This is a genomic window from Celeribacter baekdonensis B30 (assembly GCF_000299875.1).
GTDB classification, from domain to species: domain Bacteria; phylum Pseudomonadota; class Alphaproteobacteria; order Rhodobacterales; family Rhodobacteraceae; genus Celeribacter; species Celeribacter baekdonensis_A.
Genome location: NZ_AMRK01000003.1, coordinates 355,310 through 369,178, shown reverse-complemented (window position 1 = coordinate 369,178; position 13,869 = coordinate 355,310). Strand labels below are relative to the sequence as shown.

The 13,869-nt window shown below is 59.2% G+C and carries 11 protein-coding genes; 6 read left to right on the top strand and 5 right to left on the bottom strand.

Translation table 11 applies throughout. From position 1 onward, the window contains the following. Positions 1 to 211: 211 nt before the first annotated feature. The 4 genes from B30_RS07660 to bcp all read right to left on the bottom strand — a co-directional run bounded on the left by B30_RS07660 (position 212) and on the right by bcp (position 3,648). Entirely contained in the window at positions 212 to 748 is a 537-nt protein-coding gene (locus B30_RS07660) for a bactofilin family protein (protein WP_009571473.1), read from the bottom strand. Continuing rightward, entirely contained in the window at positions 738 to 2,042 is a 1,305-nt protein-coding gene (locus B30_RS07655; protein WP_009571472.1) for a M23 family metallopeptidase, read from the bottom strand. The genes B30_RS07660 and B30_RS07655 overlap by 11 nt, the downstream gene beginning before the upstream one ends. A 299-nt stretch (positions 2,043 to 2,341) precedes the next feature. Continuing rightward, positions 2,342 to 3,193 (bottom strand): ferritin-like domain-containing protein, encoded by an 852-nt coding sequence (locus B30_RS07650; RefSeq protein ID WP_009571471.1) that lies wholly within the window; start codon positions 3,191 to 3,193, stop codon positions 2,342 to 2,344. After that, positions 3,190 to 3,648 carry a thioredoxin-dependent thiol peroxidase gene (gene bcp, locus B30_RS07645; protein ID WP_009571470.1) on the bottom strand — a complete coding sequence of 153 codons (459 nt, stop codon included), beginning with the start codon at positions 3,646 to 3,648 and terminating at the stop codon, positions 3,190 to 3,192. The genes B30_RS07650 and bcp overlap by 4 nt, the downstream gene beginning before the upstream one ends. A 131-nt stretch (positions 3,649 to 3,779) precedes the next feature. Between bcp and B30_RS07640 the strand changes: the two genes are divergently transcribed. The 6 genes from B30_RS07640 (at position 3,780) to B30_RS07615 (ending at position 13,245) form a co-directional block, all read left to right on the top strand. Beyond that, a complete protein-coding gene (locus B30_RS07640) occupies positions 3,780 to 7,238 on the top strand; it encodes a YhdP family protein (RefSeq protein WP_009571469.1) in 3,459 nt (1,152 codons plus the stop codon). 25 nt (positions 7,239 to 7,263) lie between these two features. Next, positions 7,264 to 8,337: a tRNA preQ1(34) S-adenosylmethionine ribosyltransferase-isomerase QueA gene (queA, locus tag B30_RS07635; RefSeq protein WP_009571468.1), complete on the top strand. Its 1,074-nt coding sequence runs from the start codon at positions 7,264 to 7,266 to the stop codon at positions 8,335 to 8,337. Positions 8,338 to 8,422: 85 nt separating this feature from the next. Beyond that, positions 8,423 to 9,715: an MFS transporter gene (locus B30_RS07630; RefSeq protein ID WP_009571467.1), complete on the top strand. Its 1,293-nt coding sequence runs from the start codon at positions 8,423 to 8,425 to the stop codon at positions 9,713 to 9,715. A gap of 119 nt (positions 9,716 to 9,834) precedes the next feature. Further along, on the top strand, positions 9,835 to 10,443 hold the full coding sequence (locus tag B30_RS07625; protein WP_009571466.1) for a DUF924 family protein: 609 nt from the start codon (positions 9,835 to 9,837) through the stop codon (positions 10,441 to 10,443). A 280-nt stretch (positions 10,444 to 10,723) separates the two neighbouring features. Beyond that, positions 10,724 to 12,133 carry a dihydrolipoyl dehydrogenase gene (gene lpdA, locus B30_RS07620; protein ID WP_009571465.1) on the top strand — a complete coding sequence of 470 codons (1,410 nt, stop codon included), beginning with the start codon at positions 10,724 to 10,726 and terminating at the stop codon, positions 12,131 to 12,133. 146 nt (positions 12,134 to 12,279) lie between these two features. Beyond that, positions 12,280 to 13,245 (top strand): LysR family transcriptional regulator, encoded by a 966-nt coding sequence (locus B30_RS07615; protein ID WP_009571464.1) that lies wholly within the window; start codon positions 12,280 to 12,282, stop codon positions 13,243 to 13,245. A gap of 74 nt (positions 13,246 to 13,319) precedes the next feature. On the opposite strand, the gene B30_RS07610 is transcribed toward B30_RS07615, so the two are convergent. Beyond that, positions 13,320 to 13,679 carry a rhodanese-like domain-containing protein gene (locus tag B30_RS07610; protein WP_009571463.1) on the bottom strand — a complete coding sequence of 120 codons (360 nt, stop codon included), beginning with the start codon at positions 13,677 to 13,679 and terminating at the stop codon, positions 13,320 to 13,322. Positions 13,680 to 13,869 lie beyond the last annotated feature (190 nt).

Sequence of the window (13,869 nt, the reverse complement as noted above, 5' to 3'; positions counted from 1 at the left end):
AAGAAAATCAGGGTTGCCAGACGGGGGCCTCAAGAGGCGGGGACCAAGCCAGGGCGATGATTTCGGTGAGTCGCAAACGCCGCTCTCTGGGCGGTCGTGCTGACGATAATCTACGCCTGCGTTTGTATCTGCGCAAGTGAGCTGATCCGAGAGCCAGATATGAAAAAGGCGACCCGAAGGCCGCCTTTTAAAAGTCAAATATGAGACCCGATCAGGCGGGTTTGGCCGGTGCGGCGGCCGGTTCCGGTGCCTTCGCAGGCTGGGGTTTCGCCCCGCCGGCTTTCGAGCCGATCGACAAAGGGTCGTCAGCGCGCTGAACCGAGCCTTCAAAATGCGCACCGCTCTCAATCGCGATGGTTTTGTGGATGATGTCGCCTTCGACACGAGCGGTCGAGGTCAGGCGGACTTTCAAGCCACGCACACGACCGACAACACGCCCATTGACCACCACATCATCGGCAATCACTTCGCCTTTGATCATCGCGGTTTCACCAACCGTCAAAAGATGGGCGCGAATGTCGCCCTCAACCGTCCCTTCGATTTGAATATCGCCGGAGGTTTTCAGATTGCCCACGACAGTGAGGTCAGAGGACAGCACCGATGCGGGCGGTTTCGCCTTGGGGGCGGATTGGGAGAAGTCAGGCGCCGGAGTTTTCGGCAAGGCGGGCTTTGCAGCCGCCGCTTCGGGTTTCGTGACATCCTCGCCCTGTTTCGGGCCGGGTTCATTGATCCTGCTTTTAGAAAACATCGTTGGCAGCCTTAATGTAGATCATCGGGTTGACGGCCTTGCCCTGTACGCGGACTTCATAGTGGAGGTGCGTGCCAGTGGAGCGGCCAGAATTCCCCATAGCACCGATTTGCTCCCCACGCGAGACTCTTTGACCAACTTTCACAAGAAGTTGGGATTGGTGAGCATAACGTGTCTCAATTCCAAACTCATGTTGAATTTTTACCAAACGCCCATACCCCGAGGACCAGCCGGAAAATGTCACCACACCATCGGCAGTGGCATAGATCGGCGTGCCGTAAGCGGCGGCAAAATCCGTCCCCTCATGCATTCGCCCCCAGCGCGGGCCAAAGCCCGAAGTGTAACGGAAGCTGTTTTTGAGCGGCAGGGCAAAAGGGGCTTTTTGGGCGGCGATCCGGTAAATGTTGAGCTTGTCCATCTTGTCGATCAACGCATTGGCGCGCATCGAATCCGGGTCCATCATGCCGCCCTTGGTCGAAAATGTGATCGGGGTCAGTGGACCACCCTGACCGGAATAGCCGCGCTTGACCGTGGCGAGCATCGAGTCGACCGGCATCCCGGCGGCTTTGAACATTTTATCAAGCGGAGCGACGGACACGGTCATCGCATCTTCGAGCTGGGTGAAAATACGGTCGTTCTTTTCTTCCATCAGCTTGAGATCGGTTTCCAACACATCGGCCATTTTCATCGCCTGAGACGCGGTCAGGGCCATCTCGTCGCGTTCCGCCGCCGTATCGGCCAGCGCCACGGCCAACACATCGACGGTGCTTTCCATGTCCTGCGGCGTCATCCCCTTGGCCGCATTCGCGTCGCCGTTGAGTTTGGCCAAAACCTGTTCTTCGCTGATCTGCGCTTCGTCGCGGGCTTTCAACGCATCACGCAGATTGGCCTGAACCACATCCACGCCGGTTTCCAGTTCGCGCACACGCTCCTCAGAGGCCAAAAGCTGGGATTGCATGGCGGAGATTTGTTTGAGCGCGGTGTTAAAGCGCTCTTGGGCGGCGGCGGCCTCCGTGGCGCGCATGTCGCGTTCATGGGCCAGTTCCGCCACGCGATTTTCAAACAACACAAGATCACGTCCCGCCTGTTCGCGCAGATTGCCCGACCCGATGCTGTCCATCAAAATGATCGCGGAGGCGACGATCATCCATACGGCGATCAGCGAGGTTCCGGTCACGGCCACCAATTGCGTCAGGGGAGAAAGCCGCAGATAGCGGGTCTCAGAGTCAGACCGCAGAAACACCCGGCGTTCGGGGAGTCTGCGCTCAAGCATGTGATTGAGCTTGTGTATCATTGTTAGGCTAAAACCGTCCTCATTCCCATCTCTATCCGCTTCAGACCTTGTGAACTTTGAGTTTTGCACGTCTTTTGCGTGGCTTTTCCCAAATCGGCACTGACAAAAACAAGCGGTTGCACTCTGTTAGCGAACCAAGTCCAAGCGGGCAACGCTTTTGCCTCCCTGTCGGCGGTTTGGGCGAGCCATGGGCGGGAAATGACTGTTTGTGGGCGGTTTTTTGCCTATGTGAGCGCCACCATAGTGGGCGAATTTGCCCCCCCCCCGCGACCGCCTGCCGCAGGGGGGGCCTTGACGCTTTATCGCCAGGCGGCGGGCATCTCATCGGACAGGGGCCAATAGAAATCCGGCGGCATCCCGGCTTCGGCGCGTTTTTCGTCATTAAAGGGTGGCTTGGTGCCCGACGGGAAAAACCGGCGCACAAGGGCGTGAAACTCTTCGGTCGGGTCCAGTCCCTCGCGACCACAGAGAAAGTTAAACCATTTGGCGCCATAGGCGACATGAGACACTTCTTCGGCATAGATCACGTTCATCGCCTCCACCGTTTCGCGGTCTTTGGCGTTTTGGAAAATCTTGATCATGCCCGGTGTCACATCCAAACCCCGCGCCTCCAACACCATCGGCACCACCGCCAGCCGTCCCATGATGTCCTCCACCGTATCCTCGGCGGCGCGCCACATCCCCGCATGGGCAGGCAGGGCGCCATAAAAGGAGCCGAGCGCTTCAAGTCGATCACATATCAGGTTGAAATGTTTGGATTCTTCATCCGCCGCCTTGACCCAGTCGTCATAAAATCCAATCGGAAACGGCACATGGGTGAACCGCGCCACGATGTCCCAATGCAAATCCACCGCGTTCAATTCGATATGGGCAATCGCGTGCAAAATCGCGATCCGGCCTTCGGGACTGCCGGGTTTGCGCCGCGGCACATCGCGCGGGTCGAGCTGTTCGGGCTTGTCCGGGCGCGCCGGTTGCAAGGGCGGGGAGGCCGTGCCGATCTCAATCGGAGTGCCGTTTGGCGCGCGCGACTGTCGCCACATCTCGGCATAGCGGTGGCTGAGCGCGGTTTTCTCGCGCCCATCCGCCGTGCGCAGCACCGCCTCGGCCATTTGCGCCAGCGTCAGCGGCCCTGTGTTCAAAGTCGCGCTCATGCGGTGGCGACCGCAAGAACCTCGTCTGCGTGTCCCGTGACTTTGACCTTGGGCCAGACATGGGCAATTTTGCCGTCTTCATCAATGAGAAAGGTCGCCCGCACGATGCCCCAAAAGGTTTTGCCATACATCTGTTTTTCCGCCCAAACGCCATAGTCTTCGCAGACTGTGCCATTCTCATCGGACAAAAGCGGGATGCCGAGACTGTGTTTGGCGCAGAAATTGTCGTGTTTTTTGACGCTGTCTTTGGAAATGCCAAAAACCTGAATGCCCGCCGCGGCAAAGCCATCTTTGAGGGCGGTGAAATCCAGCGCCTCGGTGGTGCAGCCCGGCGTATTGTCTTTCGGGTAGAAATACAGCACCACTTTGTGCCCGCGCAGATCGGACAGGGCCACATCCGTGCCGCCATCGCGGGGCAGGGTGAAATCCGGGGCCATGGTTCCTTGGTCAAGCATGTCGATCTCCTTATAATGTCGTGTGAACACTTTTACGCGGTGAACAGTTTTACGCGTTGCACAGGCTTTCGGTTTCGTTTTAGGCCGCTTTACGACAAGATAAAACCAACACAAGCCTCAGAGCAGTTAAAATGAGCGAGCGTCCCCCCCCGGATCACACGTCGGAGCAAACGTCTGATCGCACGTCGGGCACCGACCCGGAACACAGCGCGGAGATGTCCGAAGCGCAGACCCCTGTGAGTGCCGCAGAGTCTCTGGCTGCGTCCGCCTCTGTGGACGCCTCCGCTGCGGGCGCGCCGCCCTTGGGGACCGAAACAGGGGAAACCTCCGCCGAGGCTCGCAAGCGCCTGCATCCGGCGCATCGCTTTGGCCTGTGGTCGCTTGCGCTCATGGCCCTTGTGGCGCTGTTCATCGGCATCGCGGTTCTGGCCTTCACCGGGCGGACCATCGTTTTGCCCGACATGATCACCTCGCGCATTGAGACAAAGATCAACTCTGATCTCGATGGCGCCAAAATCTCCATCGGCCGGATCGTGGTCCTGGTCGATAAAACCTTTGTTCCGCGTGTCACCGCCCGCAATGTCGGCTTGATTGATGGCTCTGGCGCAGAAATCGCCCGGCTGAATGAATTGCGTGCGGTGCTCTCAAAAGACGCGCTCAAACAGGGGCGGCTGCGGCCCGACACGCTGCGCCTCTCCGGCGCGCAGGTGACGGTGCGACGGCGAGCTGATGGGACATTTGCCTTGGATTTTGGCGGCGCGCAGGGCACGGCAGGTTCGGCCGCGGAAGTGTTGGAGGCGATTGACCGCGCCTTTTCCACCGAGCCCTTATCGAAAATCTCCCGCGTTGAAGCGCGCGAAATCACTGTCTCGCTGGAAGACGCCCGATCGGGGCGGTTGTGGCAGGCGACAGACGCTGCCGTGATCCTGCTCAACTCGGATGAAAACTTTGACATCACGCTGAATTTCGAACTGTTCAACGGCACCGAAGACCTTTCCGATGTCGAGGTCAGTTTTGCCTCGCAAAAAGGCTCTTTGGCGACGGTCATGTCGCTGAGCATGGACAATGCGCCCACCCGCGATTTCGCCCTGCAAAGCCCGGCTTTGTCGTTTTTATCCGTGGTGGATGCGCCCGTCTCCGCCGCCATGCGCGCCGAATTTGATACAAAGGGGCGGCTGGCGCACTATTCTGGCAAGCTTGCCATTGGCGCCGGTCAGATCGTTGCCGGGGAAGGGGCCAAGCCTTTGGCCTTTGAGGGGGCGAGCGGGTATTTTGACTATGATCCCACCAAAGAACGGATTGAATTTCCTCAGTTCAGCCTCAAAACCGACGCGCTCAACATCAGTGGGCGCGGCCATATTTTGCTGCGTGATTTTGATGGGGCCTGGCCGCAGGTCTTCACCAGCCAATGGCAGCTGTCCGAGCTGAAACTCGCGCCCGATGGCGTGTTCTCCGAGCCTTTGGTGTTCGATCAAGGCATGGCCGATCTGCAATTGCGGCTCGCGCCGTTTCGTCTTGAGATTGGCCAGCTTGATCTTAAACAGGGCGATCTATGGCTGCGCGGCACGGGGCGCGCTGCGGCCACGCCGGAGGGCTGGCAGGCCGGGCTTGATCTAAATGTCGATGCTGTGACCAACGCCGAACTCATGGCGCTCTGGCCACCGAAAGCCATCGCCAAAACCCGCGATTGGATGGCCGAAAACATCCACTCCGCCACCTACCGCGACCTCAATGCGGCGCTGCGGTTTGTGCCGGGACAAAGCGCGCCGACGCTGGCGCTCGATTGGCGTTTTGACGATCTCGACCTGCGCTATATCCCGGCGCAACCGCCGCTTTTGGGCGGGCATGGCTACGGGTCGATTTTTGGCAATGCCTTGACGGTGGTCTTGGATGGCGGCGCAGTCACGCCCCCGAGGGGCGGCGCGGTTGATATGGCGGGCACGGTGGTGCGCATCCCCAATATCACCGAAAAACCGGCGCGTTTGGACATCTCGTTGGCCACCCAATCGACGGTTGAGGCGGGGCTGTCCTTGGTGGCGGAAAAACCGTTTTCCGTGCTCAATGAGGCCGCCTTTGGCCCCGATGTGGCCAAGGGGCAGGCCAGTCTGCGCGGCGCGATTTCCTTTCCGCTCAATAAGATCGTCACCTTTGAGGATGTGAATTTCCTGCTCAATGGCACGCTGAGCGATGTGTCCTCGGATCAGTTGATGCGTGGGCAGGTGCTCTCCGCCGATCAATTGGCGCTGACTGTCGATCCCGCGGGGCTGACCCTTGCGGGGTCGGCACGGATCGGGACGGCACAGGCCGCCGGGCAATGGCGCAAAAACTTCGGTCCCGATCATCGTGGCTCATCGGATATGACCGGGCGGATCACTCTCAATCAGGCGCTTTTGGACACGTTCAAGATCGCTTTGCCGGACGGCACCGTGGCGGGCGACGCGACGGGGAGCCTGTCCGTGGCACTGCGTAAAGGCCAGCCGCCGAAATTCGACATTTCCTCTGACCTCTCGGGCATGCGGCTGAGTTTTGCGCCGCTCAAATGGGGCAAACCCGCCGGAACGCGCGGCACATTTACGATCTCAGGCACGGCGGGCGATCGGCCGGATATCACCAACCTGGCGCTCTCTGCGGCGGGGCTTGAGGCCACGGGCGGGCGGGTGACGTTGACGCCAGAAGGCACACTTGACCGGCTGGATGTGGATCGGTTCAAGCTGGGCGGGTGGCTTGATGTGCCGGCCTCCTTGGTCGGGCAGGGCGCAGGGCAGCCGGTCAAAGTCGAAATCCGCGGCGGGCGGCTTGACCTGCCGGAGGCCACGTTTGGCGGCTCATCGGGGGCGGGCACGGGCGCTGCGATTCCAATAGAGGTGCAGCTTGACCGGTTTGTGATCACCAAGGGCCAGGAGTTGAATGCCTTTTCAGCGCGCCTGTCCCTGGCGGACGGGGTGACAGGGTCTTTCCGGGGCGACCTGAACGGCGCGGGGACCTTGACCGGCACGGTGCGTCCCGGTCCCTATGGCCCAACGATCACCGCAACCTCGAAAGATGCCGGGTCCATCGTGACGGCGGCGGGGGTTTTGGAACGCGCCTCTGGTGGTGAATTGAGTTTTGGCCTGACCGCCTTGCCCGAAGAGGGCAGCTATGATGGTCGCGTGGTGATCCAAGACATCCGGGTGCAGTCCGCCCCGGCGCTGGCCGAGCTTTTGTCCGCGGTCTCTGTTGTCGGTCTGATTGATCAGATGACCGGGGCGGGCGGCATTCAGTTTTCGCAGGTTCAAGGCGATTTCACCCTGCGTCCGGGGCGATTGAGCATCCGCGATGGCACCGCCGAAGGCCCCTCTCTTGGCATTACCCTCGAAGGGCTTTATGACACGTCCGCAGGACAGGTGGATCTTCAAGGGGTCGTCTCGCCCGTCTATTTTATCAATGCTCTGGGGCAGGTCGTGGCACGCAAAGGCGAGGGGCTGTTTGGCTTTACCTATACGCTGACGGGGGATGCCAAATCGCCCGCAGTTGGGGTCAATCCGCTCTCCATCCTGACGCCGGGGGCGTTGCGTGACATCTTTCGTAAAAAGCCCGCCGGGGGCGAGTAACCCAATCCGCCTGAGGTGAGGCCCTATGAAACTGTCTGATTTCGATTTCGATCTGCCCGAGGCTTTGATTGCCACACGGCCCGCCAAACCGCGCTCTTCGGCGCGGCTTTTGGTGGCCACGCCAGACAGTATCACCGATGGTCATGTCACCGATCTTTTGCAATGGTTGCAGCCCGGCGATCGCTTGGTGTTGAACGACACCAAAGTGTTGCCCGCGCGCCTGACCGGCAAGCGTGGCCGAGACACGGCGCAGGGCTATCAAGAGGCCAAAATCGAAGTGACCCTGTTGGAGCCACAGGCGGAGGCGGGGCATGGCGGGATGATCTGGCGGGCACTGATCAAGCCGCTCAAAAAAATCAAAGAGGGCGAGGTGGTGCGGTTTTCCGATGAGCTGTCCGCCACTTTGGTGGCCAAAGACGACGGCGAGGCGATTGTCGCCTTTAACCTCAAAGGCGAGGATTTCGACGCCGCTTTGGCCGCTGCAGGCTCCATGCCCTTGCCGCCCTATATCGAGGCCAAGCGCAAAGCCGATGCCCAGGACAAAGAGGATTACCAAACCGTCTGGGCCCGCAATATGGGGGCTGTAGCCGCGCCCACCGCCTCGTTGCATTTCGATGAGCCGCTGCTCCAGGCGCTGGCGCAAAAGGGCGTGGAGTTCACCTATGTGACGCTGCATGTCGGCGCCGGGACGTTTTTGCCGGTCAAGGTCGACAATGTCGAGGATCACAAAATGCATGCGGAATGGGGCGAGGTCTCAGAAGGCGCGGCGCATGAGATCAACACCACCAAGCAAGGCGGCGGGCGGGTGATCCCGGTCGGCACCACGGCGCTGCGGTTGATCGAATCTGCCGCGCCCGCGCCCGGCGTGATCGCGCCGTTTCTGGGCGAGACCGATATTTTCATCAAACCCGGCTATTCGTTCCGCATCACCGACGCGTTGATGACCAATTTCCACCTGCCCAAAAGCACTCTTTTGATGTTGGTGGCGGCGCTGATGGGGCGCGAGCGGATGCGCGCGGTCTATGAACATGCTGTCGCTGAGGGCTACCGGTTCTTTTCCTATGGCGATGCTTCGCTTTTGCTGCCGCAAAGCGACTGAGGGCGAGAGACCCGATTTCTTCGAAACAAGTCCTCGCCGGAAAGCGCGGGTTTCCCTCCTCTTCGAATCCAAATAGGGTCCGGGAATGAAACAAGTTCTCGCCTCCTCCTCGCCGCTCCTGTTGGGCATTCTTTTACTGATGATCGGCAACGGTTTGCAGGGCTCCCTTTTGGGGGTCCGAGGCGGGCTTGAAGGCTTTTCGACTTTGGAAATCTCCATCGTCATGTCAGGCTATTTCCTGGGCTTTTTGGGCGGATCGCGTGCCGCCCCCTTGCTCATTCGCCGTGTCGGTCATGTGCGGGTGTTTGCGGCCCTCGGCTCCTTTATCTCTGCCGCGCTGATTCTGTTCCCGGTGGTCGCGGACCCATGGGTCTGGACCGCTCTGCGGGTCTTGTTGGGGTTCTGTTTTTCCGGCGTCTATGTGACCTCGGAAAGCTGGCTCAACAACGCCGCCTCCAACGAAGTGCGCGGCAAGGCGCTGTCGGCCTATATGCTGGTTCAGATGGTCGGCATTGTCGTTGCGCAGTGGATCTTGTCCCAAGGTGACCCCTCGGGGTTCGTTTTGTTCATCGTCCCCTCGGTCTTGGTCTCGATCTCTTTCGCGCCGATCCTGTTGTCTGTGACGCCCACACCCGCCTTTGAAACCTCCAAACCGATGACCTTCAAAAAGCTGTTTGAAGTCTCGCCCTTGGGCTGTGTCGGCATGTTTTTGATGGGCGGCGTCTTTGCCTCGCAAATGGCGATGGGGGCGGTTTATGCCACTCAGGCGGGGTTTTCTTTGGGCCAAATCTCCACCTTTATCGCCGCGATTTACATTGGCGCCGTGGCGTTTCAAATGCCGATTGGCTGGATTTCGGATCACATCGACCGGCGCAAAGCGATCTTTGGCGTTGCGGGCATGGGCACGGTCGCCTGTCTCGTCGGCATTCTGATTCCCGGCAACTATGTGCTTGTTTTGGGCATCGCTTTTGTCGCGGGCGGGGCGGCAAACCCGCTCTATTCGCTGCTGATCGCCCATACCAATGATTACCTCGATCCCGAAGACATGGCCGCCTCCTCTGGCGGGCTGTTGTTCATCAACGGGGTGGGCGCCGTCGGGGGGCCTCTGATCGCCGGTTGGTTGATGGGCAATATCGGTCCGCGAGGCTATTGGTTGATGCAGGCAGTGCTGATGGGAGGCGTGGCCGCCTATGCGCTGTGGCGGATGACCCGTCGCGCGGCCGTGCCGGTGGATGAAACCACGTCCTATGTCGCTGTGATGCCTTCTGCCTCGCCTGTGGTTGGGGAGATCGCCCAAGAGGTGGCGATTGAACGGGCCGAAGAGGCAAGCCATGAGGATGAGCAGATCACAGGCCTCAAAACGGCTGATGAGGCTTGAGGTTGGCATTTTCAGCAACATTGATAACAAATTACCCTAGGTAATTATAATTAACTTGCGCACCACTCTTTTGGATTGTAACGGTTTCATAACGATGACGCCGTCCAGAGGAGCGACTGATGGCCCAGACTCACACCCAATCCCCGCAGAAAACGCCAGAGGATATTCTTGCCTTTTGGCTGGATGAGTTGACCCCGGCAGATTGGTATAAGGTGGATGAGGCCCTTGACGCGCGCATCCGCGATCAGTTCCTCTCTACTTGGGAAAAGGCCCAGGAGGGCGCCTATTCGCTCTGGCTGACCCATGCCTCCGGCGCGCTGGCCTATATCATTCTCAATGATCAAATGTCGCGGAATATGTTCCGCGGGCAGGGACGCGCCTTTGCCTCGGACCGGATCGCCCTCACCGCCGCCAAGGCCGCGATTGATAAGGGCTGGGACATGCGCATTGATGCGCCCGCACGGCAGTTTTTCTACCTTCCGTTGATGCATTCCGAAAACCTGACCGATCAGGACCGCTGTGTGCGCCTGATGTTTGAACGCCTCTCGGATGAGCCTGACAATCTGCGTCACGCGCAGGCGCATCGCGAAGTGATCCGCATGTTTGGCCGCTTTCCATATCGCAACGCGGCTTTGGATCGGCGCACGACCAACCCCGAGGCGCAATTTATCACCTCCGGCGGCTATGGTACGGTGCTCAAAGACATGGCGGCGGCGCGCGCGGCCTGATCCGGGCGTGGTTTTCCGGGCTTTCAAACCTTCCCGTGTTATCTATGCGTCTACCGCTCAAGCTATGCGCTGAGCGGGACGCAGCCTTTCGGGCTGAGGGGCGCGCGCCCCGTTGCCACGATTTTCAAGATAGTTTAGCATCAAACTAAATTGTTTTGTCGTCGCTCGGGATCGCAGATCAACAGCAATGCGACGGCACGATTGAAATGGCGCGGGCCTTTTCGCTGACCCCAGACGGGAAGGCGAAAAGGCGTTGATTTTGGTTTCGGGAGGACCCTCCATGTCTGACACATTTTCTGGCACATCTTTTGACCTCGTGGTCATCGGCGCGGGCCCTGGCGGCTATGTCGCCGCGATCCGTGCGGCGCAGTTGGGGCTTAAGGTCGCCTGTGTCGAGCGCGAAAACCTCGGCGGGATTTGCCTGAACTGGGGCTGTATCCCGACCAAGGCGCTGTTGCGCTCCGCCGAAGTCTATCACCAAATGCACCGGGCCAAGGAATTCGGCCTCTCCGTTGACAACATCGGTTTTGATCTCGATGCCATCGTCAAACGGTCGCGCGGTGTGGCCAAACAGATGAACGCCGGGATCAAAGGCCTGTTCAAAAAGAACAAGGTCACGTCGATCATGGGCGAGGCCAAATTGGCCGGAAAAGGCAAGGTCTCCGTCAAAACCAATGATGGCAAGGACGAGATCCTGACCGCCAAAAACATCATCGTCGCCACCGGCGCGCGGGCGCGGCAATTGCCGGGGCTTGAGGGCGATGGCGACCGGGTTTGGACCTACCGCGACGCGTTGGTGCCCAAATACATGCCGAAAAAGCTGCTTGTTATCGGCTCGGGTGCCATCGGCATCGAATTTGCCTCCTTCTACAACACGCTTGGCGCTGACACGACTGTGGTCGAAGTCATGGACCGTGTGTTGCCGGTCGAGGACAAAGACATCTCCGCTTTCGCCAAAAAGCAATTCGTCAAACAGGGCATGACCATCCACGAAAAATCCGGTGTCAAACAGTTGGATCGGAGCAAAGACAAGGTCGTCGCCCATATCGAAATCAGCGGTAAAATCGAGAAACACGAGTTTGACACGGTGATTTCCGCCGTCGGCATCGTTGGCAATGTCGAAGGTCTCGGCCTTGAGGAGATGGGCGTCAAAATCGACCGCACCCATGTGGTCACGGACGCTTATTGCCGCACTGGCGTCGAGGGCGTTTACGCCATTGGCGACATCGCGGGCGCCCCGTGGTTGGCGCATAAAGCCTCGCATGAGGGCGTCATGGTCGCCGAACTCATCGCCGGTCTGCACCCTCATGCGATCAAGCCAAACTCGATTGCGGGCTGCACCTATTGTCACCCACAAGTGGCCTCTGTCGGTCTGACCGAAGCCAAGGCGAAAGAGGCCGGATATGAGGTCAAGGTCGGCAAATTCCCCTTTATTGGCAATGGCAAAGCCGTTGCGATGGGCGAGGCCGAGGGTCTGGTGAAAACCGTGTTTGATGCCAAAACCGGCGAGCTTTTGGGCGCGCATATGGTCGGCGCGGAAGTCACCGAAATGATCCAGGGCTACGTCATCGGTCGCGAACTTGAGACCACCGAAGAAGACCTGATGAACACGGTCTTCCCGCACCCGACCATGTCGGAAATGATGCATGAAGCGGTGCTCGACGCCTATGGCCGTGCACTGCATATTTAAGCTGACGCCGCTTTGAGTGAGAAAAGCGCCCCGGCTTCGGGGCGCTTTTTATTTGCAAAACCATATCGTTTCATAAATACATATGGGCAAAGCCTGCAAGATAGCGCGCCCCTTGTGCGCAAATAGATGTGATGTAATGTGTCAATATGACTGACTGGGATTCTCTGCGTTATATTCTCGCCGTTGCGCGTGAAGGTGGCCTGTCTGGCGCCGCCAGAGTGCTGGGCGTGAACCATGCCACCGTGTCGCGGCAATTGGCCAAGGCCGAAGACACTGCCGGAGTGCGGTTCTTCACCCGTCTTGCCTCCGGCCTGCAACCGACCGAAGCGGGGCAGGTGGCGATTGCCCATGCCGAAGAGGTCGAGGCGCGCATGGTCGCGCTCGATATGGCGCTCGCCGCTCGCGACGAGACCGAAGAAGGCGAGTTGAAAGTCACCATCCCGCCGCTTTTGGCCGACAATCATTTCGCGCAGGATCTCAAAACATTCAAAGAGCTGCACCCGGCTATTGATTTGCAAATCGTTGGCGCGACGGAGGTGTTGAACCTGCACCGGCGCGAGGCCGATGTGGCAATCCGGGTGACGCAATCGCCCGAGGAAAGCCTCTGGGGCCGGATGATGTCGTCGCAACGTGCCGGATGGTTTGCCGCCCCGAGTTTCATCGAACAGTATAAAGACGTGATCGAGGGGCGCGATACCGAAACGCATCTGCCTTATATCGCGTTTTTGGCCTGGGCGCAGACCAATCCGACCGCGCTTTTTGCCGATCTGCCAAGCTGTCGGGTGGCGATGCGTACCGATGATATGATCACGGCCATGGCTTTGGCGCGTCAGGGCGTGGGCATGGTTCGCACCGCGCATTTCCTGGGGGACAGCGACCCGCATTTGGTGCGGGTGCCGGGGCTGAAGCTGACCGATCATACGCCGCTTTGGGTCTTGACCCACCCGGACCTGCGCCATGTGCCGCGGGTGACCGAATTCATGCGCTTCATCGCCGGGCGGTTCACCGCGCGCCGGGGCTATTACATGGGCCCGGATGCCAGCTCTGCCGACACGGTCATTCGCCCGGATGGTGCGAAGTTTGAGGGCACGGTGTCTGAGGCCGCAGAATAATCCGTTCAATGTTAGACTGATAAAAGGCGGCCAAATGGTCGCCTTTTCTGTGTTTTACGCGCGGTGAAAGCGCGTTAGACGTTTACAACCTCACCACCAGCGGCGACCCAATTGTGCAGCCCGCCGAGGTTTTGCACATCCTCATGGCCCAGCCGTTTCAACAGGGAGGCGGCATTTGAGGAGCGCGCCCCCGAGGCGCAGTACAGTACCTTGGTAAGTTTCGTGTCTTTGAACGCGGGCAGGCAATCGGGCGAACGCGGATCACATTTCGCCGCAATCACCGTCAGCGGCACATGGATCGCGCCTTTGGCTGTACCCGTCATGTGCAACTCTTGCTTGTCGCGCACATCGACCAAGATCATCGTGCCTTGCGCCAGCCCGGCTTTGACCTCATCCACAGATATTTTCGGCCCACCGCCAAACAATCCAAACATCTCAGTTCACCTTTGCAATCTGTTGCATGTCTTGGCGCTGCTTCTAGGCCTTAGGGCAAGCGTGTGTCTGTGATGAAATCACCAAAGCCCTGTCCGGGCGTGCCGATGGTGGAAAAAACAGCACAGACGCCAAAAGTTCTTGTTACGTTCTTATTTTCCTGTTGGAACATAGGCCACGCTCGCCTAGATA

Excerpts from the sequence above, each read along its gene's own strand:
- B30_RS07660 (WP_009571473.1), bottom strand. The coding sequence starts at position 748 with ATGTTTTCTAAAAGCAGGATCAATGAACCCGGCCCGAAACAGGGCGAG.
- B30_RS07655 (WP_009571472.1), bottom strand. The coding sequence starts at position 2,042 with ATGATACACAAGCTCAATCACATGCTTGAGCGCAGACTCCCCGAACGC.
- B30_RS07650 (WP_009571471.1), bottom strand. The coding sequence starts at position 3,193 with ATGAGCGCGACTTTGAACACAGGGCCGCTGACGCTGGCGCAAATGGCC.
- bcp (WP_009571470.1), bottom strand. The coding sequence starts at position 3,648 with ATGCTTGACCAAGGAACCATGGCCCCGGATTTCACCCTGCCCCGCGAT.
- B30_RS07640 (WP_009571469.1), top strand. The coding sequence starts at position 3,780 with ATGAGCGAGCGTCCCCCCCCGGATCACACGTCGGAGCAAACGTCTGAT.
- queA (WP_009571468.1), top strand. The coding sequence starts at position 7,264 with ATGAAACTGTCTGATTTCGATTTCGATCTGCCCGAGGCTTTGATTGCC.
- B30_RS07630 (WP_009571467.1), top strand. The coding sequence starts at position 8,423 with ATGAAACAAGTTCTCGCCTCCTCCTCGCCGCTCCTGTTGGGCATTCTT.
- B30_RS07625 (WP_009571466.1), top strand. The coding sequence starts at position 9,835 with ATGGCCCAGACTCACACCCAATCCCCGCAGAAAACGCCAGAGGATATT.
- lpdA (WP_009571465.1), top strand. The coding sequence starts at position 10,724 with ATGTCTGACACATTTTCTGGCACATCTTTTGACCTCGTGGTCATCGGC.
- B30_RS07615 (WP_009571464.1), top strand. The coding sequence starts at position 12,280 with ATGACTGACTGGGATTCTCTGCGTTATATTCTCGCCGTTGCGCGTGAA.
- B30_RS07610 (WP_009571463.1), bottom strand. The coding sequence starts at position 13,679 with ATGTTTGGATTGTTTGGCGGTGGGCCGAAAATATCTGTGGATGAGGTC.